The organism is Zhenhengia yiwuensis, from assembly GCF_014384995.1.
Classification (GTDB): domain Bacteria; phylum Bacillota; class Clostridia; order Lachnospirales; family Cellulosilyticaceae; genus Zhenhengia; species Zhenhengia yiwuensis.
On the sequence record NZ_JACRSY010000015.1, the window covers coordinates 39,999 to 65,172 of the forward strand.

Consider the following 25,174-nt stretch of genomic DNA (forward strand, 5'->3'; position numbering starts at 1 on the left):
GCATATGATTGAGCAAGGCTTTCTTATTATGTTAAGTGGTATGGGCGGCATCTTTTTAGTAATGGGTATTATTTATATCATTATTAAACTGCTTAATTACTTCGCGAAGTCTTAATAACTTTTAATTGAAAGAGGTATAGGCTAAACTAGAAAAAGACCTAGAAGCTCTATCATAATTCATAGCTTCTAGGCCTTTTTCTAGTTTTTATTTTTAATGCGATAATAAAATTCTTCTGTATTCTGATCAATAGGTTTAAAAGTATAACCTTGATCTTTATAGTATTTGATAATACCAGGTAAGGCATTGTAGGTATTTTTATTATTGGAGTTACAATGGGCTAAAATAATACGTTTCGTTGTATTACGACTACACTTTTTAGCATTTTGGACAATTTCACCTGGAGACAGGTTAGGATTCACCCCATCTTCAAGACTGACATTCCAGTCATAGATTCTATAATTTTCTTCATGTAACTTATTAAGAAGGCCTTCACTTAATCTACCTGAACTCCCCCCTGGAAATCTAATAATTTTACTATTAACTTCTTCTCCTAATACTTCATTAATTTTTTGAGAAGTTTGTTCCATTTCTTTAATAAAGCTTTCATCACTTGAGTAAATAGATTTTAGATTATGGGAATAAGTATGAAGTCCTATACTGTGCCCTTCTTCATAAATACGTTTAAGTACTTGTTCTCTTTGATTAATTTCTTTTCCTACAACAAAAAATGTAGCCTTTACATCATGTTCTTTAAGGACATCTAATATTTTTTCTGTAACTTTTCCTGTTGGACCATCATCGAAAGTTAAATAGACAATTTTTTCTTCTACTGTCTCAGGTGCTCCGTTTTCTAAAGCCTGTACTTTTAATTCATCTACACAGAAGAAAACAATTGTAAAAGCTGCGATCATGTACATTAATATATTTAAATATTTTTTCATATGAATGCCTCCTTTGAAGCTTATTATCTGCAAAAAAGCAAAAAATAAAAAGCTATTTTATTGTATTTTTTTCCAACAATAAAATAGCTTTTTTCTTATCTCCAGTTGCTTTCAGGAATAAATCCAAATAATACTGGTGCAGATGAACCATTTGGAAGCATATAAGTTAAAGTTTTTGTTTCTCCTGCTTTAACAACGCCTACAAATGCTCCTCTATTTGAACTTGGGAAATAGCCTACACTTGGCGCAAGATAAGCTTTATCTTGTTCCCATTTAATTGCACCTTTAAACATATTACCACGAGGATTTAAAATAACTGCTGTATCTTCCTCTGCTGTAATGGTAATGTGATAGTTTATACCAAAGTTTCCTCTATTCGCTACACTCTCTTGTAAAAGGGCATCATAGCCTGTAACCCATTCATCTTGCCCCTTACCAATTACAAGTTTTGTATTTTCATCCTCATCCCTAAGGTCTACAAAAATATTTTTATCTAGTACATCGAAAGTTCCCCTTGGATGAACATCTCTTACTGGCCTTGGCATAAGAGGAATATCTTCTATTTTGTCATTTTGTCCAAGTAAAGCGACGGTAAAGGTAACAGGACCTTCTAATGCAACATCAAACATGCCTGAAATAGCCTGACCTTTTAACCAGTTTTTGTTTTGACTGTCATAAATAACAGTACGTGCACCTGGCTGTAAAGTAAGTATTTGACTACTTGTATTATTAAAATAATCTAAAAGAAGTTGTTGGCCTACAAATAATACGTCATCTGATGGCCCTTTTGTTGTAAGCTTAGAAATAGTCCCTGTTACAGGTGCTTCTGTACGATTCTCAGCAATGACTACAAGACGTTTTCTATCCATCTGATTATCTACTGGATCAAAATTATTAATATGATGGAAAAGCACACGTCCCTGCCCTATAAGCGTATCTTCATAAAGGAGCCCTTTCTGACTTACTACTTCTGGTGAGTTGCTCATAAACATTGTTCCTTTAGTATCTTCTAAAGAAACAGCATCTGCTTCTTTGTAATTTTGATAGTTAGTCTTTTCAAAGTTATCGAGTGTATCTCCAATTTGACCATTTGTAAATTTATCTTCAAATTCTGTTTTAAGTACTTCATCTGTTACGGTTACAGTTGTTTGTGCTTTTTGTGACCAATTACCGTAAGCATCTTTAATTTCTAAAGTTACAATATATTCGCCTTCTGTATAAATAGCAGTAGGTTTTGTAAATAAGTAATTGTTTACTGCATCTTTTGCATCACGGTAAGTCCATTTTTCAGCCACGATGCTTTCCCACTCTTCATTTTCATACTCAAAACTAAATGTAATCGGCTCACCTTGTTTATATTCACGCTGATCAGCTTCAAACTCTATAACTTCTGGAGCCTCATTTGGCAGAATCATAATAGTCTGGCTTACCCAGTCACTCCATAAGCCTTTCTCATCTCTTACTTTTAATGAGATTTCGTAATAACCTTGTTTAGGCGTTTTGAAAATCTTATCAAGTGAAGCTGCTGTTTTAGATGGATCACCATCTATCATCCATAATGTTTCCTTAATAAAATGCCCATCTGGGTCAAAGCTCATATCTTGTGCTTGTACGGTTTGACCTGCTATGTAACTTTCCTCTAAAAATTCAAAAGCTGCAACTGGTGGTGTATTTGGCACTACAATTGGCTTTTCAATCTGTATAGTACGTGTAGCCTCATCATACTCAATCAGTAGTTCGAACTGCTCTGACATAAAACGTACTGGCAAAAGAGTTGTCCCATTTTCCACAATTGGCATAGCATCTACTACGATTTCCTCACCATTTATCCAGGCTTTTGGCTCTGTCGTAGATAAAACAACAATTTTACCATCTTTCTCTACTGTAATCTGTCTGGTCTCTTGATTCCAGTCTACTTTTGCTTCTAAAATTTCTTCACCTACAAATCTTAACGGTAAATAGGTACGTCCTGCTACAACTTTAGGTGCTAAAAGCAATTCTTTTACTTCTCCATAAAGAAAGACCGTTGTACTATCTAATGTTAATACAACTTTATCCTCATCAATAACGGGTAGCTCTACTTCTGGTTGTTCCCCATCTATCGTCCCATCCTCTGGCAACAACTCGTCTGTTCCATCACCTGCTTCTGGTACTTGTTCTTCTAATGCACCCTCTTCTTGTGGTGGCACCTGTTCATCCTGCTCCAACAATTCATCACTCGGTAGCTGCGGCACCTGGGTATTTTCCTCTACTCCTTCTTCATTTGTTGGATTATCGCCTTCTGGATTACCTTCTTGACCTAATATAATGCCTGTATTTTCGCCTTCATCAGCCAATATAGAAATTGGGCTCAAAAAAAGTGTGCTAGCCATGAATAATGTCCATATTTTTCGCATCTTTTACCCTCCTTAAGCTGCTACTTCATTTCGTCTTTTCGAACATTTATCATTTTAACACACTTTTAACAATTTATAAGATAGTTTTATGGAATGTTATCAAATATTAACATTCCTTTCATATTTAATTAGATTATCTCTTTAACATATTCTGTATTTGTAAACTGTGGGAATTTAACACGTTCAATAACTATTCCATATGGGAAAGTTGCAAATACAGCTTCTTCAAATGTACCTTCTACTTCACCTTGAGCTCTTAATGCTTCAAACTGTTCTTTAGCTTTTTCAAGATGACTTTCTAAAATAATGTTATAAGTACTAACATGTCTCATTGTCTTGCTAATTTCTCCTGTCTCAAGACGATTAAGTGTCGTACTATTTTGCATATCAATCATAATTTCACAAATTAATAAACTACCAATTTCATGGTTAAAAATTTTTCTAGCACGTTCTTTAATAGCTTCATCACTCGTCTCATTATAAAGTTTTAACAAGGCTGTAAGGTTTGGCATAACCATTTTTTCGCCATTAGCTTTTTCAAAAATCACTTCATTATTTACTACTCTAAGTGCATCAAGTTGTTTACTCATTAGTCTTAACATCCTTTATCTTTTAGTTTTTTTTAGCTTAGCATAATTTTAGTCAAGTGCCAACCTATTATATTGTATCATCCATAAGTTATTTAACACACTCTGCTCTAGCTTTGATAATGCTTCTAATGATTTAAGCTTTCCATCTTGATCTATTTGAAAGTTCTGCCCGTAAGCTTTTAAATGCTTATTGACCTCGATTAAATAGTTCATATAAGGGTCTTTATCATAACCTATATAATGAAGCATTTGGCTTCCAAGATAGGACGCATCTATAACACCCATATTTTTAGCAGGTAAGTTATAATTATTCCACATGATAAAAGGTGTCTGATAAAGCTTATAGCAGTCCGCCTCATCAAAATTTCCTTCTATATAATCAAACTTTTCATAAAGTTCATAATTTTCGTCCAAGGCTGGCAAGTGGTCACCATACATGACAATAATAGTGGGTTCTTCTACTTGCTCAAAATAGGCTATTAACTTATGAAGTGCTTTATCAGAATCCTTAACTCCATTAGCATAAGTAGTAAGGCGGCTCTTCTCTTCTGCTGTAAGATTATCTCCTTCAACGTGGATACCATTTGCTGTATAAATATCTGTATAAGGCATATGATTCTGCATGGTTACAACATGACAAAAGAGAGGTTCATTCTGATTGTTCTCATACAGCTCGATTACCTTATCTACTAATGCATCATCCGATACATAGTCTCTAGCAAGAGTAGGGTCTATAAGATCTTCACTTGCAATAAAAGTCTCAATACCTAAATCTTTATAAGCCTCATCTCTTGAGAAAAAAGCCTTTTCATATCCGTGTACTGCAAAAGTTTTATACCCCTCTTCCTGAAGAAGCTTAGGAATACTTGGTGTATGCTCATTTACAAGCTTCATATAGGCTATATTCTGAGGGTCTGTAAAATAGACAGAGTGCCCTGTTAAGACTTCATACTCTGTTTGGCAAGTACGTCCACCATAAACTTCTGTTGCAATACTACCACTTACATAATTCTCTCCATAATTTTGGAAATAAGCTAAAGGGTTTTCTGAATAAGAAATACCTGGAAGGTTCGTTAAATCAAATAGAGATTCGCTCATAATCATAATAATATTAGGCTTAGCAAAATGATTATTAGGGTTGTCCACTTTATAAGGCATAAGTAAATTCTTTACTGTATCTTCGCTATACCCTTCTGGCTTTTCAATGATTAAATCCACTACCTCCTGAGTAAAACCTATCATAAAACCATTGTCATTATACTGTTTATTAATAGTAAGGCTCTTTTCCTCTTTTTGTACTTCCTCATGTGAAGTGCATACCTTAGCCCCAATGATAGCTGTTGTAAAAAATAAGGTGCCAAACAGTACTCCACCTACCATACGATGTTTACGCCTGAGTGAAAGAGGCTTACATCTATATGCGGCTAGCATACTTATTAAACTTAAAAGGATGCCAATAACTACATGCCTCTCAAGCTGTATATTCATTTCCTTACTAATACTTGCTGCCTCTCCCGCTAGTATTAAATCAGCCGGTGTTAAATACTCTCCACTAATGATAAACTTATAAAAGGAAATAACACAGAAAGTCATATAGATACACCCTACTATAAGCACACCTCTCCCAGGCTTTTTACAAAGCACGCATGCGCCTAAAAGTAATAGCCATAGAAGCATCCAATTTATAAAAAAACTAAAAGGATACTCCATCATCCATCTAAAGATTCCTAGAAAATTCTGTCTAAGTAATGCTTCTCCACAGTATAAAATACTGTAGCTTAATACGAGTAGTAATATTCCCATCTTATAAAATTCTTTTTTCACTCTAACCACCTTTACTTACCGAACCATATTTTTCTGATACCACTCCATGACCTCTTCATGAGTGCTTGCTGCTTCTCCAATAATCCCTATCACTTCATCCTTCAATACCCATATAAGCTGATTTTCATCAAAAGCTTTAACAAAGTGTATCTTTCCTGCTTTCGTTACTTGTTTAGCTATTTCTTCTGTCTTAATACGCCCAAACATTTTCTGCACATGATGTTTATATTTAAAAAGTTCTTCTCCTTTATTAAGGACAGTACCATCTGCTACTATAGTGTCCCTCATAACTATATCTTCAACTTGTAGATAGCGCTTTTCCTTCTGTCCACCCTTTATATAAAGAGTTGTTGGGCTTAAAATAAGGTCGTACTTAAACGCTTCTTCTACTGATTGCATCTTTATTTGTCCTTCTTCTATAAGCTGAAGAATATATTCATAGAGAGCCATAGGATTAAGACTAGGATTTTCTACAGTCTCACCATCTTCCTCTTCTTCTAAACAAGGTCTTAGTAAGGACCCTTCTCCCTCTTCTACCAGCTCATAATTTCTTCCTGCAAACTCTATCCTTTGCTCAGCCCTTATTCCTTCTTTTAAAAGAGTCTGTAGTAGGAACGGTTCTATACGTTTTATGACAATAGCTTCACAATTTTTAAAGCATCTTTCAATCTTTCTTAACAGCTCATATACTTTTACTTCATCAAAGAGAATAACCAGTTTACTCTTTTTAAATTGATTATAATGAAGTGGATAATTCATATAGTCTACCAACTTTTCTATATCGTCTGCTCCATAAACCTCCCATGTGTCTGACTTTTCGAAAGGTATCGCTTTAAGCTCTCCTTTATAAAAATCTCCTACATAAATTTGATGATTACTTATAAGCCAAATGATTGTATCCATTCTTTTCATCCTATCTTCTTTATTTGCATTTATTTTATACCCTTTTTGTGCACTGTGCTACACTTTTTTATATAGTATTTATGTAATTTAATTGTTATAATAGAATAAAATAAAAAAGATGTATGAATAATGAGGTGATTTTTTTGTCTTCCACTTACGAAGAAGTTTATGATTTAATCCGCTCTAAGGAGTTTAAAAAAGCAGAAAAGCTCCTTACACATAGTTCAGTCAAAGACGATAAGTGGCATTTTTTATATAGTAAAATTCTCCTGCACAAAGCTTGGTTTGATTCTGCAAAATCCCATCTTGAAAAGGCTATTGCACTTAATCCAAGTAATACAGTTTATCAAAACCACTTAGCCAAACTTATGGCAAGAGGAGGTCGCTACAGTGATGATTATTACAATGGGCGACATTATAGAAAAAGCAATGGCTGTTGCTGCTGTTGCTGTGATGATTGCTGCAATTTTAGCTGCTGTGATCTTATTTGTTTGGATACTTGCTGTGAATGTATGGGCGGGGATCTGATTAGCTGTATTTAAAGGAGGCTCTACATGTTTGGTTATGTTACACCCCTTAAAGAAGAACTCAAGGTACACCAGCTTAACGCTTTTAAAAGCTACTACTGTGGACTTTGCCATCATATTAAAGGGAATTTTGGTCAGCTTCCTCGTATGGTACTTAATTATGATCTAGTAGCAATGGGGATGTTACTAGATGGTCTAAGTCCCGACAAAGCCTATATTCAAAAAAGAAGCTGTCTTGTACACCCTGGAACTAAAAAGCCCTTGATAGTACGCAATGAGGCCCTTGACTATACCGCTTCTATGAATGTGGCTCTTGTTTACTACAAACTTCTAGATGATATGCAAGATGACCGTAGCCTTAAAAGCGAGTCACTGGCAAAATTACTCGCTCCTTATAAAGCAAAATTCAAACCAGAGGTTCGTAAAATAAATCATATGATAGAAATCCATCTAAAGCAGCTCTATCAACTTGAACAAACTGGAGACTTTGAATCTATTGATGAAATCTGTCATCCTTTTAGCTTAATTGTAGGGAATATACTTAAAGAATATCCTTATATCTTGGAAAATGATAGTCCTAAGTTACGGGAAAAACTTTTTGACTTTGGCTACGCCCTTGGCAAATGGATTTATATGTTAGATGCTCTAGATGATCTTGAAAAGGATATGGCTAAAAATAAATTTAACCCTATTTGCCAGCTTTATAATACAGAACATCTTACTTATGAAACGCTCATTAAAAAAGTTAAAGATCCAATTAGCTTTACTATCTTAAATTGCGGGTATAACTGTCGCACATTACTTAATGAACTGCCTCTTAAACGTCATAAAGCTATCTTACAAAATATTATTAATCTCGGTATGATGGACCGCTATAATAAAGTTATATCTCCTTGTAAGCATTGTAAAGGAGGAAAGTAAAATGACAACTAAACAACTTGTTACAGGCGCTCTGCTCTCTGCCTTAACCCTTGTCGCTTTATATTTTACTTTTCTCCTTCCAACTAATACACTTACGTTACTTACAATTGCTTCAGTTATGGTACCCATTGCACTTATCCGTGGCAATGTCAAAACTTCTTTACTGGTTTATATAACTTCTAGCATACTTTGCCTCATTCTTATGCCACTTAATATTAGTGTACTTTATATTTTATTTTTTGGCATATACGGTCTACTCAAGTACTTTATTGAAAAGCTCAATCACCTATCATTTGAATGGATACTAAAATTAGCCTTCTTCAATAGTGTATTTTTTATTGGTTTTAAATTTATAAAAACGCTTATTAGTCCTCACGCTTTTGATGGGCTCGGAATACTTGCTGAAAAATTTATTCCTAATGTACCTTATGGTGACCTTCTTATTTTGATTCTATTAGGACAAATTGTTTTCATCCTTTATGATTATGCTTTAAGTCTTCTCATTGACACTTATTACAGTTACTTTTCCAAGTACTAAAAATGGCTATTGCACTAAGCAGTTAGTGCAGTAGCCATTTTTTTCTTTAATTATTTCTTGTAAAATGACTCGCCCAGCGTCCTATACTAAGTATTCTAAAGCCATCAAATCCTCTTTGCATTTCATCTTCATGTCTATTAATATAATGTGCAAACTCACTCCAGTATGCATTAGCTTTTTCTGTTTCTCCTTTTGCCTTAGCTGATAAAGCTTTTGCAAATAACTTGGTGTACTCTAAATGATAAAGGATATACCTCCAAGATAAATTCTCTGTTATATGTTCATGATTTTGATGTGCTAATGCTACACTTTCAAACTTATCAACTACTTCACAAACTTTAATAACCTCTTCTGAGTATGCTTGATTTAAACCACCTGATTCAAGTTGCCAGTAATCCATATCGAAGATATCTGATACTTGCATGAGATACTCTTTTACAAGCTCCCATCCTTCACCAAAAGCATATTTAAAGTAATCTCTCGCTATCTCTTCGAATTCTGCTTCTACATTCCAAAGTGTTCTACCCATTACATAGTTTGGCAGAGCTGTAGGGAAGAAAGTACGTTGTTGTTGACAGCTTAATAAGCCATTAAGCCCAAGGTTACGCAAATTTTTAACATCTTTACTAATGATTCTTGAAATCTCATAGTAACCTGCATCTCCATAGTGAGAACGTCCTAGATGATAGTCAAAGTCAAAGCTATCTCCATCAAAACATGCTTGCCACTCCTTAAGAATTTTTAAATAGTTAGTAATTGTATGTGGTAATGTGATCTTATTTAAAGCAAAAGGTTTAAGTTCTTCTTGTACTTCTTCTACATCTTCAAAGGACTTAGTGAAAGTTCTAGAAATTGGTGCAAACATCATTACAAAGCGCTCTGGATGATGTAATTTTTCCTTGATCGGTGTCCATAAAAGTTCAAAATAAAGTAAGAAAGCTATCTTATTGTCTAATCCTTCTGCAGTTAATTTCTCATCTAATAAGTTAAGAATCTGTACATACCAATCAGTTGGTGTAAGCGTCTTACATCTTTCACATTCACAATGATTGTTAAAAGCATCCGCTACCCATACATGAATCATATCTGCTTCTTTATGTGTTTTAGCATAGTTTACAATGCCATCTGTAAATGCTTCTTGTACTTTAGGTGATGAATAACAAAGATTGGTGTTAAGTGGAACATTCCCATAAAACTCTCTTTTTCCATTAATAAGAGCTAGGCACTCTCTTTGTTCATCTGTTAAAGCTATCTTCTCTGCATCCCAACCACGTCCTGGTACACCAATGGCTTCACATGTCCATCCATGACCTACTGCATGATAAATAAGACCTCTTTTCTTAATTTCCTTTACTAATCCTTCTGTAAATTCTTCTGCCATTTCATCATCAAAAAATTCTTTTTGTTTAAGTGGATTCTCTGCATGTATATACCATTGTTTAAAGAAAGAGTAGGCATGCATAAATTGAATAAAATAACTATTGTAACCTAATTTGGGTAGCCATTCGATCATATCTTTTACATTATCATATGTATTAGACCCCTCAATTACAACACCTCTATGTCTAAGAGATGCTATTTCTTTAAGTTCAACATTCATATCTTCTAATGCTTTATGTATCAGTACTTCCCCATCTTTACAAGGTCTTAACCACCTACATCCTAACTCCGTTAAGAAACGATAAACACCTATTAGAATACTTCTTTCATTTGTCCCTGTAATAAATCCATTACCTTTTACGATTGCTATAGCAATACCATCATCTAAAGCTTTATCTTTTACCTCAAAGTTTACACCTATTTGATCATCACTACCTAGCCATATTCCTTGTAAAGCTTTATCATAACTTGATTTTTCTACAATTTGAAAGCAATCCTTACCAGTCACTAGAGTTAAGTATTTTGCTAATTCTCTAGCACTATATTTTATGGTTTCCCCATTACCTATTCTATAAATCATATGCATTGTTTAACATCCTCCTTATACCTTCTATACAATTGATTCAATTATATAAAAAAATAAGTATAATTTCTAGCCATTTTTAATTTATTTAATTTATTTTTATAATTAATTCTTCTTCCTATACTTTCATTATTTTTCTCTACATTTTTATCTCTTTATCTATTAAAAATAAAAATTTTTTCTAATGTATAATAAAAGGTAGGTATACCGCACAGAATTTATTCTATACAGTATACCTACCTTTTTTTAGTTCTTAATGATTGTTTGCACTGTTTTTATTCCAATGTTTTTTGAAATCTGTTGCTTTTGTTCCTGGATCCTTTTCAAGCCCACTTCTTTTTCTGCTTTTTTGTGAGCCTTGTTGTGGAATATCAAACTTAGTTGCTTCACCCATGTTGTCTGTCACCTCATTTATTAGGATTACTTTTTTAGGGTGTGCATTAGGCTAAAGATTTATGCTTCTAATAAGCGCTTCTTCGTTTTTCTATAAAGACTGATATCTGTCTCATAATCTTTATAACTTCTAACTAAAGTGTTTACAATTTCTTTAGCTAATGCTTCATTTTTATTTTTTAATTGTTCAATAAGGTATAAGTCCTCAAAGCCTATACGATGTGCCTCTAATCTTGTTGTAGATAAAGGCATCAAATCACCTGGGTACATCACACCACAGTCACCTGCTGGAAGCTGTGCACTATAATTAAGTTTAAAGTTCGTATAGTCTTCTTGCCCCATGCATACGCAAGACTGCTTATAAGGATTTACAGCGAACCAATTACCACCCCAGTGTAAGAATCCTTTAACAGGATAAAGGCTATTGGCCCATTCAATAAGTACTGGCCTTATTCTTTCCATATCTAACAGTCTATTAAGGTATGGACCTGTTGGCTCAAGGCAAGTATATACCCATACTTCCTCTCCCTTTTCTACACGATCTCTATAAAATTCAAACTCTTTTTCATAACAGTCTAATGTAGGGCACCATATATCCATAGCTCCTACTAAACTTTCAGTTGCCTTATTAGCATCTAAAACTTGAATACCCGGCATCGTCTCATTAATAATGGTTGCACCTCTATGATAAACGTTTGCACTTTCATCAAGTGGCTCATCAAAGAAACTTTGAATCCATCTATTCTCTAAGCCTTTTTCTTTAATATATTTATAAAGCTGAGTGGTCATATTTCTAAAGTCTTCTTCTCCTTCACCTGGCATAATACGTTTTGAGAGTATAGTCTCTGCCTCAGTTGCACACCAATCTCCATCTTTACGACCACATAAATTAGCTCCATTTAGCCAGTAAAGCTCTGCTTCATCTGCAAGTCTTATAAGTGTACTTAGTTTTTCTTCATTCAGAACTGGATGCTGACTTTCATTTAACTCAAAATAAAGATCTGCTGGTAGCCAAACTATATTCTGTCTAGCATATCTTGCTAATTTAAAATAAGAAAGTGCTAAGTCTTCCCACTCTTTAGACCACATTACTACTTTATGAAAAGCACCTATATTCCTCATATTAATCCAGTTCACATACTTATGTGTTGTCTTATTACTTGGCATAACTTTAACTTTCTTAGCTTCTACAATAAAAGTAAGCTTTTGAGTGATACCTTCTACTGTCACATAGATTTCCCACTTATTTTCTACATCTTCTTCTACTTGTATAGCCTCTCTAAAGGCCACAGCTACACTCTGTCCTTTACTTACAGCCAAATTCCTAATAGGCTGTAAGACTTCATATATCATAAAAGGTGCCCTTCGAATAACATAAGGATTATACTTACCATCAAATCTTTCTGTACGTGTTACAAGTCCTGTATTATCTTCTACTGGTACAGGAATAAGCTCAAAAAGCTTATAGCCTTGATGAGGCCCTCTTACTTCAAAGCTTACCATCTGGCCTGCTTGTAGTCCTGAGATCACCATATGAACACCTGCATAAGTGCCAGATGCTCCGCTTACTCTATAAACCTTATCCCCACTCTCTCCTTTTGTATCTGGATAAATTGCTTCTAATTCATCAAATAATCCTACCTCAAATAAATTCGCCATTTTTATTCCCCTTTACATTTCATAAATATAAATGTTACCCACTGCTACATGACCTTCTTCTACTGCATTTAAAGCTTTAATCTTAACATAACGTGCCTTAATAGGCTGAAAACTCCTATAATGTTCACTTCCATAGTTTCTAACACGTCCGCTTGCTACTTCTTCATATCCTTCTTGCTCTTCTTTACTTACTTCATAGCAATAACCATCCATAAGCTTAGCTAGCGCTTCTTTATCTTCATAAGCAATATAATTTTTCCTATAACCAATCCCTATAAGTTCCTTTTCTTCTCCTAGGTCAATAATAATTTCTCCACTTGTTTCTTCTGATTCCCAATAAGTCTTTGTGTCTGGATTTAGAATTTCACAGGCTTTACAGGAGTCTTTTTCAGAAGATGCATAAATGACCTTCATGGCTTCAGGTCGTATACGTCTTCCCTTTACTGCTTCCACTTTTTCATCAGGCTTTCTTCCTGTCCAGACTGGTGCACTCCAAGCTTTTTTCCCCTCTTCATTAACTACCCTCAAGAAGAAATATCTTGCCGTTTCACTCTCTAATGTAACGTTCCATTTCATATGGAAATCTTTTCTTTCACAAGATGCTACCACCTGACCATAATCTGAAATAATCTCTAAACGCTTAAAGGCCCCTCCCTCGTGCGGTTCTTTATGTAAAACTTCTACTTCTATATGATACGTATGGTCCTTTGGACTTAAAATACTTCCCATAATTCGTCCATTAACTGCAAACTCCACCTGGAAATTCTTATCTTGTACTGCGTAAACATGACGTTTTCTAAAAGCTTCTATAATATGCGCTCTAGTAAGTGACTCAGCTAATACAACTGTTCTATTTTCAAAACCACTTAACCAATTACCACTATGAGTATCTGTAGTTGCATAAGGTGCGAACTTCCACCCTTTATCTAGCGCTATCGTATAAACAAGTTCATGAATATGATTATAGGCACTTGTTTCATTAGAAGTTTCCATACCCACGATATAATCGTCTATGCCATCTTCATAGACTCCAAATTCGTCATACGCGTTCCATATCTTATCTGTAGGCCAACTTGCTTCTTGTGGGTGATTATAAAAAGCAATAGCCCCTTTATGCTTCCTAAGCTTTTCATAAAAATCTTTAAAATCTGTTGGATATCCTGCTTCTACTAAAAGGGCATCTGTCCCAAATAGATTAAGTTCTCCTCCATTTACTACTGCCACACCATCTTCATCTCTAAACTCCTCACTATAACCTGATTCATAAGAGGCAATCCCTACAAAAGTTTCATCTGTTGCTTCATCTGCCGCCTTTAAAGTTTCCATCCACTTTTGCATCGTTATAGATCCTTCATGATCCGAAACCGCTAAGAAATCACCCATTTTACTTGCCTTAGCCCACTCAAAAGCTTCTTTTGGTGTCCCCTTTCCATCTGAAAAGCCTGTGTGTGTATGTAAGTCACCATAATAATGCTTCAACCCTATTTTCATTCCATTCTCACCTCTAGAATATTTTTAATTTACTACAAAACAAAGACTATCTCATCCTTATCCTATAGAATAAGATAGCCTTTGTCTAGCTAAATTAATTTATTTTTGTCCTAATACTTCTCTCTTTTTTCTTAAAAGCTACATTCATTTTATTAACTAAATTTGTATAAACCCTTAAAGCCCCTATACATGCTTTTGAGTTTAATGTTATTATGCCCTTATTGGTTTCTTCATTATTTGTTACAGGCTCTCCATTATTTGAATAAATCCTCCCCTGTATGACTACATAATCTTCTGACTGTATTAATTAGCTCCACTTACTCTAATATTTGTTCGCCACCTCTTACAACTATTTCTGTAGATGTAAATACTATGGCAGAAGCATGCGTTACAACGATGCTACATAAAATTAGTACACCTGATTTTAAACTAGGTAGAAAAATTATAAACTGCACCCTTATCTCAGGTGGCTCAGTAAAAAAATTATAAAGCATATTTTTAGAAATGCAGAAAATACTAAGAAGGTATACAAACTTTTTAGGAGGTTACAAAATGAGCAAAAAATGTAAAGATAATGGATGCAGTTGCAGTAATCCAAAAACAGGTAATACAAAAGGTCATATTTCTTCAAAAGCAGGTATTAAAGATCCAGATGCTAAATAAGACAAAAAGAGTATATAGGTCTCTAGAGGCCTATATACTCTTTTCTATTCTCTACATAACTTTTATCGTACATAACCTTTGCACGATTTTCTATTATAAGTTCTTCTTTTAATAAGTTTCCTGTTGTTTTATCAAACTGTCTTCTATAAATCTTATTATATCTATAAATACCATCTGCTTCTTCTTTAAAGTAAGCATCTCGCTCTTCTATATGATAAGTGCTACTCAAAGGCTTTAAAGATCTGAGCTGTCCTTTAAGCTTCTCTTCTCTAACTTCAATCATAAGCTGAAATGTATTGTCTGTAGTATTTATAAATCTATAGTCTAGGTAATTATAATGAATAGATGTCCCTGTCCCAAAGGGAATCTGCCTACCGTAATCTGGAAATAAATCTAAATTGCCATGATGATGATGTTCAGTAATAGTAAGGGGACTATGTAAAATCATCCAATGAATTAAATTAGTAAATTGGCACATACCTCCTCCAATTCCACTAGAAGGCTCTCCTTTACTAATCGTTAATCCTTCTTTATAACCTTGACTTGCAGAGCATCTGCCTACAAGACTCCAAAAAGAAAAAGTTTCTCCTGGTTTAATCAGTATTTTGTCAACTTTTGGTGCCGCTAAAGCTAGATTAACTGCTTTATTTTCTTGTAATCTACTGTCTACATTACCTAATTTTCTTCTTATTAATGCACTATGACTATAAACCAATATAGGCAGTACTTGGTTAGACTTTGTTCTAGCTAAACTTTTTCCACCTAGTAAATTCATACAGTTCCTCTTTAGAATCTCTTTTTGAACTGAAATCTTATAAGTAAATGGACTTATCTCACAAAACAGCTTACTCACCACCATCATCCTCTTTATATTAGTTTGATAAGATGCTTACAATTTTTTGTTTACTATTCCAGTCTACTGAGGCCCCTAAGTTTTCACTAATAAAACGAATAGGCACCATTGTTGTTCCTTCTATCATTGTTGGAGCAGTTGTTAAGCTCTTTTCATTACCGTTTGCCCATACAACTTTACTTCCTATTACAAGTTTGATTTCTTCACCATCTTTTGTAATAGTAATCATTTTTGTTTCTTTATTCCAGTCTACTAATGCTTTTAGATTCTCACTAATCACACGTAATGGTACAAGAGTTGTTTCATTTCTAATAACAGGAGCTACTGGAGGTACAATAAGCTTACCATCTAGTACTAGCTTAATTTCACTACCCACTGGAATAGGTGCTACATAGTCACTACTTAACCATCCTGCAGTTCCATCTGCTAATACTGCCTTATACCATCCTTGTGCCTCTCCTGTAAGATCCACAACTGTATCACTATGTACTTTCCCTAAACTTGTATACTGTGTACCTGGTCCACTTCTTATATTCAGATTATTCCCTGTCACTATTCCTTTTAAATCGACTGGTGTTATCTGTAAATCTTGCGGAAGCTCAGGTAGTTCCGGCTTAGTAGGGATTTCTGGAACGCTTGGTTCCTCTGGAATACTAGGGATCTCTGGTGTACTTGGTACTTCTGGTGTACTTGGTACTTCTGGTATACTTGGTATTTCTGGTATCTGCACATCACCTGTATAGTAGGTACGAATTTGATCAGCTACACCTTGTCTATTATTTAGTAAATCTTTTAGGCTAAAGTATACACTTCCTTCTACCTGCTTATAGCGCTTATTAATATCGAGCTGCTTTGTCAGCTCTTTTGCAACAGTATCTTTATAGATACCTTGTCCTATGTAGAGTTTTACGTCTGTCCCTTTTACTTCATTGGCCCACCAGCTAACAAGTGTTTCATAGTTTGCTGTCTTATGTGTTGTCTCCCAATAAATTTGTGGTACTACATAATCAATCCACTCATTTTGAATCCATGTTCTTGTATCTGCATATACCGTATAGTAAGACTGACTTCCCCCTGTAGCTGAACCAGTAGGATCTGTATTATTATTTTTCCATATTCCCATTGGACTAATGCCAAATTCTACTTCTGGGTCTACTTGTTCAATCACTTCACTTACACGTCTTACCATCTCATTGACATGTTCTCTTCTGCTATCGGCTACAACACCATCTGGCCCTTCTCCAGCTGGAAGTGGATAACCTGATGGATAGAAATAATCATCAAAATGAATACCATCTACATTATAGTTTCTAATAATTTCTTCTATTGTATCTTCTATATGTTGTTTAACACCTTCTACTTCTGGGTTATAGTAAAGTGCATTATTATAAGTCATAACCCATGATGGATTAAGTCGTGCTGGATGCCCCTCACTTAGAGCACTTAAATCTGTTCCTGAAGATGTAATGCGATAAGGGTTCAACCACGCATGAATTTCCATTCCTCTTTTATGAGCCTGCTCAATCATAAACGCTAATGGATCGTACCCTGGGTATTTCCCCTGTACTCCTGTTAATACATCTGACCACGGATTAATAGTTGAATAATAAAGTGCATCAGCCTTTGGCCTTACTTGTACCATCACTGTATTAATCCCCATATCTTCTAATTCGTCAAGCTTCTGTATAAACTCTGCTTGCTGCATAGCAGCATTATCTTTTACTTTTGGAAAGTCAATATTACTTACTGTAGCAATCCATACTGCACGCATCTCTTCTTTATATTGCTTAGCAAATGTCTGGCTCCCAGCTAAATTTCCCATTAATATGACCATCAATAGCATTGCTATTACTTTTTTCATAACGCTTCTCCTTTATGTAATATAAATCTCCTTATAGTTAAGACGTATTTGCTACTTTTTATGTTCCTAAATCTACATTTTTACCTTATTATTATATACCAAATGTTACATTATTTTCAAATAGATAAAAATAACTATAATGAGGTATAACTTTCATAGAATAAAAAAAGAGTACTTATGTACTCTTCTTCCTGTTTTCAGTATTTAATTTATAAAGGTGATATAAATTAATAAATACAATAATTAGATTAGCTACAGCTACTGGATAGGCATGTACGAGTAACCCATAGATTACAAATAGTAGACATCCTATAGAATTAATAATTCTGAGCTTCCCAACATCTATCATTAGTAATGAAATAGCAATAACTGCTGATGCTGCATAACCTATCCATTCAACTAAAGGAATACCAAACATCTAAATCATCCTATCTTCCTATGATATAGTCTGTTTTAGTATTCGATATCTTATTATTTTTATTCACATGTATAGTAGCAACGTTTTGGTGAAGTAATAACGTCTTCTGATTTTAAAGTTTTAATAGCTTTATCGATTTCTTTCTTATCTATCCCTAAGTTCTCAGCAATCTCAGCTGCTTTCATAGGCTCTGCATTATTCTTTAAAAGCTCTAATACCTTATCTTTTGTTTCCATAAAAAACCCTCCTCATTACATATACTTTCTATATAATTTGAGCATATCTTATTAATAATTTGTTGTCAATAATAATTATCGACTATTATTCAAATCATTCTATAACTCTCCAATTACTTTTCTTTTAACCCTTCATCTAGTCTACTTCCCCTTCTGAACAACTCTTTCATTTGAATCTATATACCTTATCATGACTAAGCAAGGATTAGCTTCTCCCCATAGAGTGCTCAGTACCTCCAGTTTTTTAAAGCCCATCTTTTTATAAAAAGCTCTTGTTTTTGCATAATGTCTATCTGGATGGCTTTCGCCTAATGTTTTCACCTGTAAAAATGTTATTCCTTTATCTAAGCAGAACTTAAAGCATTCTCCCATTAGCATTTTGCCTATACCTTTACTATGATAGTCTTCCTTGACCCCCATGACATACACTTCCGCTGCATCTTCACTATGCTGTTTAATAGCTATAAATCCTATAGTCTTTTCTTCTTCTAGCACTGCCCAAAAAGGCATGTTGCTACTCTCTTCAACATATTCCTCTGTGGATTCAGGAATTCCAAACCAAGCTGGTAAACCCTCTAATATCTCTCTTGAGATTTGTTTCTTTACCTTACTCTCTTTAATTTTTTCAATATACATCCTAATCTTCTTACAACCTAATCTGTATGTATCTCTATGCGCTTCATTCATTACTACCTTCTAAAAGCTCATTAAGTACTATACCAACTTTATCATTTAGTAAAATTTTATAATGTCTTTCTTTTATAAAAATCATATCTTCTGATATGATTTTTACACTATATGTACCATTTTTAAGTTAATAAAAATATCGTATAAGGTATAGTTTGTATAATCTTTAAAACTCTTTCTTACCTTTTACTTTAATGAATCTTTATTTGATAGACAACTTAGAAAAAATGTCTTGTAAAAACCATTTATAATGGTCTATTACAAGACATTTCGCTCCTATTTATCTTAATCCTTTTGAAGTTCTAACACTTGGGAGATAATTTCTAGAAGTTCTTTCTACAAACACTCTATCTCCTTCTATATTAAGGCCTGTAAAGATTACTTGGTCTTCACCTTCTACAACTTCTTTAGAAACCATGATAGCTTCTTTATCTTCTAATGTATTATAAATCGCGATAACATCGCCTTTTTTCACATTATGAATCACAACACGCCCCTCTGCTGAAAACTCAATTTCTGAAGGTAATACTTTTCTAGATTGATCTGGATAAGCCTCATCAAAGAGTTCAAATGCATAAATACGTGTATGCCCATTGCCATTTATACTTGTTTGAGCTGGTTCAATAATTTGTAATCGTACATATCTTGCATCTGTTGCATCAAAGAGCATATGTGTTACTTCATTTGCTGCATTATCTACTACTTCATCTACTACTTTGAAGTTCTCGCCATCAATACTTGTTAAGATTTGGAACTCACGAGTATTCCACACTTGTGTTTCTTTTGCCTCATGATGCCCACAGTTAACAACACGATATTGTTTAATATTCTTAACTTCTTGTAAGTCTAATGTAATGTATGGGTGGTAATCTCTAGAGCACCATTTACGACCAGCGATTTGGCCTGTAATAACATTCTCACATGCTTCATACTCACTTGCATCTCCTGTACTTGTCACAGTTACACCAAGTGAACTTAAAGCGATGTTCTTTTTATCATAATGTAATGTAAGCGGTGCATTTTCAATACCCACTGCTACAGCGACTGTTCCAATTATCTCTCTTACAAACGGTTTAATAACATGTGTTGCTACATCTACAACGAAGTATTGTTCTCTGCCATCTTTAAAGCGAAGTACTTTACAGTCATCCATTGCATGAAGATCACTTAATGCTGCTTCATTGTAAAGTTCTACTTTAAGTGCATCTTTTACTCTATACGCTTCTACAGCATGAATAGCATTTTGTCCTGCCTGAGCTGCAAGCTTAAATGCTGCTACGAATGGTGTAAGCTCTTCTACTAAACGTTTATTTTCACATTCAGACATAATAACGTCTGCACATACTTCCATTTCTTTAAAGTTCGCAAGAAGTCTTTGGGCATATTCCGTTACATCTGTTCCATTTGCTACACCTTCTTGAAGTGCTTTAACATCTTCCTTTAAGTACCATGATTCATCAAACAGGAAGTCACCACTTACCCCTCCATCATCTAAAAGATAACAACTGTTAGATGCAAAAATTTCTAAAGCATGTGCAACTTTTTCCGGTGCAAGTGCTCTAAAAGATGCTTTAAAGCTTGCAGTAGGGTCAAATGCTTGTGTATTCCAGTTATGGTCTGCAATACAGAAAAGTGCTTGTTTAGAAGCTTGTGCTTGATTCATAGGGTTTGAGAAGAACCCATTTACATTATCAATATCTGAGCTTAAGTTTTCAATTTTACCCATTAACATTTTAGCATCACAGTAATCATTTACTGGGTAGTTCCACCAAATAGATAAGTTTTTATCTGACTCAATTGTACGTTTTGGGGAGTCACATTGTTCTCTTGAGATATTTGACATTGTTGCCGCACCTGTCCACATGATCTCTACATCATTATGTAATGTTTCTACAAATGGTTTGAAATAACCAATCATAGATGGACCCCATGCTTCACAGTATCTTGTTCCTACAGTAATAAGTGGTCTAATATCCCCTTTAGCCTTAATAAAACGATCATCAATGCTATTAATAAAATCTGCTTGGTCTTTTCCATTTGGAATACCACCAATATCATCAAAGAGGATACCAAATTGACGTACTCCTAAACCATAAAGTTGTTCAAATTTAGCAAGTGCTGAATTTAAATCTTCTTCAGATTTAAGATCAATTGTATCCCCTGGATGAATGGTCCACATAAAGCTTAAGTTATGTTTATGGCCTGTTGCTGCAAGTTCAGCGATTTGCTTAGCCTCTGCTTCTGGATATAAATCTCTCCAGTGTTTTCTATGATATGGGTCATCTTTTGGAGCGTAGATATAAGTATTCATTTTATACTCTCCGCCAAATGCCATAAGGTCCATACGATCTTCATGTGTCCAAGGGAAACCATAGAATCCTTCAATGAACCCACGATATAAAATGTTTGGATAGTCTTGTATCATACATTTTTTAACATTCATACCCTGTACTTGGGTAAGAATTTGATGTAAAGTTACTACACCGTAATGAAGTCCTTCTGCATCACATCCAACGATAGCAACTTGTGCTACATCTTCTCCATCTATTACAAGTTCATATCCTTCAAATTTAGTAAACTTATGTAATTCTTTACTTGTAATTTTACTTATATCCGCTTCATTTACAGATTCTGTATAGGCTAAGTATAAATTTGTTTTTCCCTCTACAAGTTCACCTGAAACGCTATAAGCTAAACCTTTTTCTTCTAATACTTCTTGAAGTTTATTCCATGTAGCATCTTTTAAATCTTTTGGTATAACTACATTGATCTCTGTTGTAAGTTTTACTTCTCCCCCTAGATTAGTAAGCTGCTGAGGTACTGGGAAAATTTCATAAATTTTAGTCATATTAACCGTCCTTTACCTTTGTATATATTTACTAATTTTTACTAAACTCAGTATAACATAACTAGTTTTCATGTCAATATGACTCATTAACTTTACAAAATATTTAATTCTTTTTTAGATAATTACTAGAAGTTATAGACTATCCATAAATTGTATTTGAACCTGTTCTATTCGATTACTTTTCATCTTTATAATTTTAAAGTGTATATGATCCATTTCAATATCTACATTTTCTTCTGGTATGTCACCTATCTGCTGAGCTAAATAACCATTTAATGTATCATAATCTCCGTTAGGCAATTGAATACCTAAGCTATGATTAATATGATAGATAGCTTCAGACCCTTTTACTAAAAAGGTATTCTTCCCTATTTTTTTTATTCCTTCTTCTTCCTCATCATATTCATCATGAATTTCACCCATAATTTCTTCAATTAAATCTTCCATGGTTACTATGCCTGCAAATCCACCATACTCATTAATCAAAATAGCTATATGCTTCTTTTTCTCCTTAAAACTTTTAAATAGTGCATTAATCTTTTTAGTCTCAGGAACAAAATAAGGTGTATGAAGAATCTTTTCTAATGTAATATTTTCAAAACCTACTTTTCTCGCTTCTGCTATTAAATCTTTTACATAAAGCACACCAACTATATGGCCTATATCTTCTCTATAGACAGGTATTCTAGAATAGTGAAGCTTTATAACCTTATCCAGAATTTCTTCTATAGGTTCTTCTATATTGATAACAAAGGTATCTTTCCTATGGGTCATAATCTCTTTTGCCATTCTATCATTAAATTCAAATACACCCTCTAACATTTGCTGCTCTTCAGCTTCAATGCACCCATCTTTTTTTGACTGGTAAATTAAAGCTCTTAATTCTTCTTCTGATACCTTTTCTTCTATATCTTCAGTTGTATTACCTGTTAATTTCAAAATAAGACTTGTTGATAAAGATAAGATTTTAATAAAAGGCCTAGCCACTATAGAAATACTATAAATAGCGCTGACAGAAAATAGTGCAATTGTTTCTGCTTTCTTTAAAGCAATCCTTTTAGGTACCAGCTCTCCAAATACTAAGGTAAAATAGGAGAGCACTAGGGTCACACCTATCATAGAAAGTTCACTTGAATAAGGTATATGTACAGTCTCCATAAATTTAGAAAGATAGCTCGATAATCCTGTAGCAGCTGATGCACTCGAGAAAAAGCCCGCTAGTGTTATACCTATTTGTATAGTAGATAAGAAATTACTCGGTTCCTCTATTAATTTTTCAAGTAATTTGGCCTTAGCATTCCCTTCCTCGCTTAGTCTTTTGATCTTATTCTTATTTACTGATACGATAGCCATTTCTGCTGAAGCAAAAAAGGCATTCACTCCTGTTAATAAAAGTATTAAAGCTAATTGGAATAATATATTCCCCGACGATGATTCCACTCATGTCATCCTTTCTTTTTTTAATTTTATAAAATCATATCATATTTTATAGAAAATGGGTGTTAAGATTCTGCTAATATTTAAAATAAAAAACACCTAATCCTTTTTAGGTCTAGGTGTTTTCTCATATTCCTTAAAACTTATATTTCATAGCTTAATTTAATAAACTCTTCAATATCTTCTTCGATTGTTTTAAGAGATGCTCTCCAGAAGTTAATATCATGAACATCAATATTTGCAGCACTTGTAAGATCTTTAATTTTCATTTTACCAGTAAGACTTAGCAGTTTTTCATACTCACTTGGGAAAGTATCCGGACGCTCTAAATACTGCGCATACAATCCTTTAGCAAAGAGTAACCCAAAAGCATATGGAAAGTTGTAGAAATGTACATCTGCATAATAATAATGTGGTTTCCATGTCCTTAAGATTTCAAAAAAAATTCACTCTAGGGCCTTTGATTTACAAGGGTTCTAGAGCTTTATCATTTTTATCATTAGTACTTTCCCTCATTTTTCCCTCACTTAGAGCTTTTTAATCGCTTTTATCCTATTAAGCTATTTTTCCTAAAGCTTGGAATGAAATATTGTACATATAGATAATACAGCAAAGCCTATCATTAATATTCCCATAATAAACATACTTATAATAAATCGTTTAGTCCTCTTTTCATCTCTCTTAGTATAATTTTTAAATGTGAAAATTGGGCTAAATCCCAAAAGCAATAACTGTTGAAAGGCTTTAGAAAAACTTCTAAAGGAAACCTTGTACAGCGTCTTCCTTCCCTCTTTAACCCTAATCATTCTGAATGCATGAATACCATGATTATCTACACTATACAAGTCTCTTAAAAAATTTGCCCCAAATGCCGCCATAATAAGAATCCCTATAAAAATACCCGCAAGTATCAGAATAACCTCTTCAAAATGAACTAGAAAATTATATGGGAATATCTCCACCATTGTTTCCTCATACCATTCTAGAAATTTATTAAACATATCTATCTCTCCTTTTCTTTTGCTAAGTGCTCTGCCATTTCACGAAGTGCTTGTATAGCTTCATCTATTTCTTCATTCGAAAGCGATTTGTCTTTAGATATTTGATTAAGTGTTTTTCTTATTGAACTAGGTAATGCAATAATATTGGGAACTTGTTCACTCTCTATCCTTCCATACATATCAAATAACTCTTGCTTATCAATATCATAAAATTCAGCTAAACCTATTAACATTGACTCTCCGGGTAAGGTTTTCCCTCTTTCTATTAAGCTAATATAATTTCCTGATACGCCTAATTGCCTTCCAACTTTATGTACTGATAAGTTTTTTTCTTTCCTCAATTCTCTTAATTTCTCACCAGCACACACCCACATTTGATTTTTTTTCATATATGCCACCTCATATAGTTAGTGTGAGATATAGAGCAGATAATATGTATAGGAGTGTGCAAAAAAGACCTACAATAAGGCCTAATTTATATCCTATATTTCTCTGCTATCTCTTTCAATTCATCTAAAACTTCATCAAAATATTCTTGTGTTGCTAATTTACTAATTGAACGATCATTAGCAATCTGCCTCAAATATGGTGATAATGATGCTATTTCTTCTGCCCTATTACTTTCAATTAACTGATACATATCATATATTTGTTTTCTATCTATCTCATAAAGCATTGCTAATGAAACTATTATTGCCTCTGAAGGCATCACCTTACCACGTTCTAACTTTATTATATAACTAAGCGGCACTCCTAACTCGTCTCTAACTTGAAATACCGATAAACCTTTTTTCTTTCTTATATTGCGTAACTTTGAACCTGCTTCTATCCACACTTCGTTTTTGTTCATAAATTTCACCTCAGTAATTAGTGTGGATTTAAAAGTTTGAAATATGTATTTTATTGAGTGGAAATAAAAAAGGGCAGTTGTGGTTAACTGCCTTCCTTATAATTAATTTTATATATTTAGCTGACACTTTGTATTGACTATAATACCAAAAATATTTTATCTTATTATCTCTA

General features: G+C 33.8%; 25 protein-coding genes. 5 read left to right on the plus strand and 20 right to left on the minus strand.

Features of this window, described 5'->3' with window-relative positions:
- Window positions 1–4: 4 nt before the first annotated feature.
- A complete protein-coding gene (locus H8718_RS10590) occupies window positions 5–115 on the plus strand; it encodes an OadG family protein (RefSeq protein ID WP_249332867.1) in 111 nt (36 codons plus the stop codon).
- Between the two features lie 83 nt (window positions 116–198).
- On the opposite strand, the gene H8718_RS10595 is transcribed toward H8718_RS10590, so the two are convergent.
- The 5 genes from H8718_RS10595 to H8718_RS10615 all read right to left on the minus strand — a co-directional run bounded on the left by H8718_RS10595 (window position 199) and on the right by H8718_RS10615 (window position 6,655).
- On the minus strand, window positions 199–942 hold the full coding sequence (locus H8718_RS10595; RefSeq protein ID WP_249332868.1) for a polysaccharide deacetylase family protein: 744 nt from the start codon (window positions 940–942) through the stop codon (window positions 199–201).
- Between the two features lie 95 nt (window positions 943–1,037).
- Window positions 1,038–3,338, minus strand: coding sequence for a copper amine oxidase N-terminal domain-containing protein (locus H8718_RS10600; protein WP_249332869.1), 2,301 nt, complete (start codon window positions 3,336–3,338; stop codon window positions 1,038–1,040).
- Between the two features lie 128 nt (window positions 3,339–3,466).
- Window positions 3,467–3,928: a hypothetical protein gene (locus H8718_RS10605; protein ID WP_249332870.1), complete on the minus strand. Its 462-nt coding sequence runs from the start codon at window positions 3,926–3,928 to the stop codon at window positions 3,467–3,469.
- A gap of 48 nt (window positions 3,929–3,976) precedes the next feature.
- Window positions 3,977–5,752 (minus strand): LTA synthase family protein, encoded by a 1,776-nt coding sequence (locus H8718_RS20830; protein WP_249332871.1) that lies wholly within the window; start codon window positions 5,750–5,752, stop codon window positions 3,977–3,979.
- A gap of 15 nt (window positions 5,753–5,767) precedes the next feature.
- Window positions 5,768–6,655, minus strand: coding sequence for a hypothetical protein (locus tag H8718_RS10615; RefSeq protein ID WP_249332872.1), 888 nt, complete (start codon window positions 6,653–6,655; stop codon window positions 5,768–5,770).
- A 143-nt stretch (window positions 6,656–6,798) separates the two neighbouring features.
- Here H8718_RS10615 and H8718_RS10620 point away from each other — a divergent pair, with 143 nt between their 5' ends.
- The 3 genes from H8718_RS10620 to H8718_RS10630 are packed head-to-tail and all read left to right on the plus strand — an operon-like array spanning window position 6,799 to window position 8,641.
- A complete protein-coding gene (locus H8718_RS10620) occupies window positions 6,799–7,197 on the plus strand; it encodes a tetratricopeptide repeat protein (RefSeq protein WP_249332873.1) in 399 nt (132 codons plus the stop codon).
- 12 nt (window positions 7,198–7,209) lie between these two features.
- Window positions 7,210–8,103 carry a DUF5685 family protein gene (locus H8718_RS10625; protein WP_249332874.1) on the plus strand — a complete coding sequence of 298 codons (894 nt, stop codon included), beginning with the start codon at window positions 7,210–7,212 and terminating at the stop codon, window positions 8,101–8,103.
- 1 nt (window position 8,104) lies between these two features.
- Window positions 8,105–8,641, plus strand: a complete 537-nt coding sequence (locus tag H8718_RS10630; protein ID WP_249332875.1) for a hypothetical protein — start codon at window positions 8,105–8,107, stop codon at window positions 8,639–8,641.
- 46 nt (window positions 8,642–8,687) lie between these two features.
- Here the strand turns inward: H8718_RS10630 and H8718_RS10635 are convergent, their stop codons facing one another.
- The 4 genes from H8718_RS10635 to H8718_RS10650 form a co-directional block, all read right to left on the minus strand.
- Window positions 8,688–10,607, minus strand: a complete 1,920-nt coding sequence (locus H8718_RS10635; RefSeq protein WP_249332876.1) for a DUF4838 domain-containing protein — start codon at window positions 10,605–10,607, stop codon at window positions 8,688–8,690.
- A 250-nt stretch (window positions 10,608–10,857) separates the two neighbouring features.
- Window positions 10,858–10,998 (minus strand): hypothetical protein, encoded by a 141-nt coding sequence (locus H8718_RS10640; protein ID WP_177668545.1) that lies wholly within the window; start codon window positions 10,996–10,998, stop codon window positions 10,858–10,860.
- Between the two features lie 59 nt (window positions 10,999–11,057).
- Window positions 11,058–12,656 (minus strand): glycoside hydrolase domain-containing protein, encoded by a 1,599-nt coding sequence (locus H8718_RS10645; protein ID WP_249332877.1) that lies wholly within the window; start codon window positions 12,654–12,656, stop codon window positions 11,058–11,060.
- 12 nt (window positions 12,657–12,668) lie between these two features.
- The gene (locus H8718_RS10650) at window positions 12,669–14,147 is read right to left on the minus strand and encodes a CehA/McbA family metallohydrolase (protein ID WP_249332878.1); all 1,479 of its coding nucleotides are present in this window, start codon (window positions 14,145–14,147) and stop codon (window positions 12,669–12,671) included.
- 327 nt (window positions 14,148–14,474) lie between these two features.
- On the opposite strand from H8718_RS10650, the gene H8718_RS20585 reads away from it, so the two are divergent.
- Complete coding sequence (locus H8718_RS20585; RefSeq protein WP_330597655.1) at window positions 14,475–14,636, plus strand: substrate-binding domain-containing protein; 162 nt, start codon at window positions 14,475–14,477, stop codon at window positions 14,634–14,636.
- Window positions 14,637–14,832: 196 nt separating this feature from the next.
- Here H8718_RS20585 and H8718_RS10660 read toward each other — a convergent pair whose 3' ends face one another.
- The 11 genes from H8718_RS10660 to H8718_RS10720 all read right to left on the minus strand — a co-directional run bounded on the left by H8718_RS10660 (window position 14,833) and on the right by H8718_RS10720 (window position 25,001).
- Window positions 14,833–15,585: a VanW family protein gene (locus H8718_RS10660; protein WP_249332880.1), complete on the minus strand. Its 753-nt coding sequence runs from the start codon at window positions 15,583–15,585 to the stop codon at window positions 14,833–14,835.
- Between the two features lie 97 nt (window positions 15,586–15,682).
- Window positions 15,683–17,524 carry a family 10 glycosylhydrolase gene (locus H8718_RS20590; protein WP_283246197.1) on the minus strand — a complete coding sequence of 614 codons (1,842 nt, stop codon included), beginning with the start codon at window positions 17,522–17,524 and terminating at the stop codon, window positions 15,683–15,685.
- Between the two features lie 175 nt (window positions 17,525–17,699).
- Window positions 17,700–17,942, minus strand: coding sequence for a YgjV family protein (locus tag H8718_RS10680; protein WP_177668554.1), 243 nt, complete (start codon window positions 17,940–17,942; stop codon window positions 17,700–17,702).
- 59 nt (window positions 17,943–18,001) lie between these two features.
- A complete protein-coding gene (locus H8718_RS10685) occupies window positions 18,002–18,178 on the minus strand; it encodes an HTH domain-containing protein (protein ID WP_249332881.1) in 177 nt (58 codons plus the stop codon).
- Window positions 18,179–18,319: 141 nt separating this feature from the next.
- Window positions 18,320–18,865: a GNAT family N-acetyltransferase gene (locus H8718_RS10690; protein ID WP_249332882.1), complete on the minus strand. Its 546-nt coding sequence runs from the start codon at window positions 18,863–18,865 to the stop codon at window positions 18,320–18,322.
- 280 nt (window positions 18,866–19,145) lie between these two features.
- Entirely contained in the window at window positions 19,146–21,713 is a 2,568-nt protein-coding gene (locus tag H8718_RS10695; RefSeq protein WP_249332883.1) for a beta-N-acetylglucosaminidase domain-containing protein, read from the minus strand.
- A gap of 132 nt (window positions 21,714–21,845) precedes the next feature.
- Complete coding sequence (locus H8718_RS10700) at window positions 21,846–23,153, minus strand: hemolysin family protein (protein WP_249332884.1); 1,308 nt, start codon at window positions 23,151–23,153, stop codon at window positions 21,846–21,848.
- A 140-nt stretch (window positions 23,154–23,293) separates the two neighbouring features.
- Entirely contained in the window at window positions 23,294–23,494 is a 201-nt protein-coding gene (locus H8718_RS10705; RefSeq protein ID WP_330597654.1) for a hypothetical protein, read from the minus strand.
- 225 nt (window positions 23,495–23,719) lie between these two features.
- The gene (locus H8718_RS10710) at window positions 23,720–24,151 is read right to left on the minus strand and encodes a hypothetical protein (RefSeq protein ID WP_249332885.1); all 432 of its coding nucleotides are present in this window, start codon (window positions 24,149–24,151) and stop codon (window positions 23,720–23,722) included.
- A 2-nt stretch (window positions 24,152–24,153) separates the two neighbouring features.
- Window positions 24,154–24,540: a helix-turn-helix domain-containing protein gene (locus H8718_RS10715; RefSeq protein ID WP_249332886.1), complete on the minus strand. Its 387-nt coding sequence runs from the start codon at window positions 24,538–24,540 to the stop codon at window positions 24,154–24,156.
- 86 nt (window positions 24,541–24,626) lie between these two features.
- The gene (locus H8718_RS10720; RefSeq protein ID WP_249332887.1) at window positions 24,627–25,001 is read right to left on the minus strand and encodes a helix-turn-helix domain-containing protein; all 375 of its coding nucleotides are present in this window, start codon (window positions 24,999–25,001) and stop codon (window positions 24,627–24,629) included.
- Window positions 25,002–25,174 lie beyond the last annotated feature (173 nt).

Bases quoted from the DNA above. Each gene is read 5' to 3' on its own strand.
- H8718_RS10590 (WP_249332867.1), top strand. From the start codon at position 5: ATGATTGAGCAAGGCTTTCTTATTATGTTAAGTGGTATGGGCGGCATC.
- H8718_RS10595 (WP_249332868.1), bottom strand. From the start codon at position 942: ATGAAAAAATATTTAAATATATTAATGTACATGATCGCAGCTTTTACA.
- H8718_RS10600 (WP_249332869.1), bottom strand. From the start codon at position 3,338: ATGCGAAAAATATGGACATTATTCATGGCTAGCACACTTTTTTTGAGC.
- H8718_RS10605 (WP_249332870.1), bottom strand. From the start codon at position 3,928: ATGAGTAAACAACTTGATGCACTTAGAGTAGTAAATAATGAAGTGATT.
- H8718_RS10615 (WP_249332872.1), bottom strand. From the start codon at position 6,655: ATGGATACAATCATTTGGCTTATAAGTAATCATCAAATTTATGTAGGA.
- H8718_RS10625 (WP_249332874.1), top strand. From the start codon at position 7,210: ATGTTTGGTTATGTTACACCCCTTAAAGAAGAACTCAAGGTACACCAG.
- H8718_RS10630 (WP_249332875.1), top strand. From the start codon at position 8,105: ATGACAACTAAACAACTTGTTACAGGCGCTCTGCTCTCTGCCTTAACC.
- H8718_RS10635 (WP_249332876.1), bottom strand. From the start codon at position 10,607: ATGCATATGATTTATAGAATAGGTAATGGGGAAACCATAAAATATAGT.
- H8718_RS10640 (WP_177668545.1), bottom strand. From the start codon at position 10,998: ATGGGTGAAGCAACTAAGTTTGATATTCCACAACAAGGCTCACAAAAA.
- H8718_RS10645 (WP_249332877.1), bottom strand. From the start codon at position 12,656: ATGGCGAATTTATTTGAGGTAGGATTATTTGATGAATTAGAAGCAATT.
- H8718_RS10650 (WP_249332878.1), bottom strand. From the start codon at position 14,147: ATGAAAATAGGGTTGAAGCATTATTATGGTGACTTACATACACACACA.
- H8718_RS10660 (WP_249332880.1), bottom strand. From the start codon at position 15,585: ATGAATTTACTAGGTGGAAAAAGTTTAGCTAGAACAAAGTCTAACCAA.
- H8718_RS20590 (WP_283246197.1), bottom strand. From the start codon at position 17,524: ATGAAAAAAGTAATAGCAATGCTATTGATGGTCATATTAATGGGAAAT.
- H8718_RS10680 (WP_177668554.1), bottom strand. From the start codon at position 17,942: ATGTTTGGTATTCCTTTAGTTGAATGGATAGGTTATGCAGCATCAGCA.
- H8718_RS10685 (WP_249332881.1), bottom strand. From the start codon at position 18,178: ATGGAAACAAAAGATAAGGTATTAGAGCTTTTAAAGAATAATGCAGAG.
- H8718_RS10690 (WP_249332882.1), bottom strand. From the start codon at position 18,865: ATGAATGAAGCGCATAGAGATACATACAGATTAGGTTGTAAGAAGATT.
- H8718_RS10695 (WP_249332883.1), bottom strand. From the start codon at position 21,713: ATGACTAAAATTTATGAAATTTTCCCAGTACCTCAGCAGCTTACTAAT.
- H8718_RS10710 (WP_249332885.1), bottom strand. From the start codon at position 24,151: ATGTTTAATAAATTTCTAGAATGGTATGAGGAAACAATGGTGGAGATA.
- H8718_RS10715 (WP_249332886.1), bottom strand. From the start codon at position 24,540: ATGAAAAAAAATCAAATGTGGGTGTGTGCTGGTGAGAAATTAAGAGAA.
- H8718_RS10720 (WP_249332887.1), bottom strand. From the start codon at position 25,001: ATGAACAAAAACGAAGTGTGGATAGAAGCAGGTTCAAAGTTACGCAAT.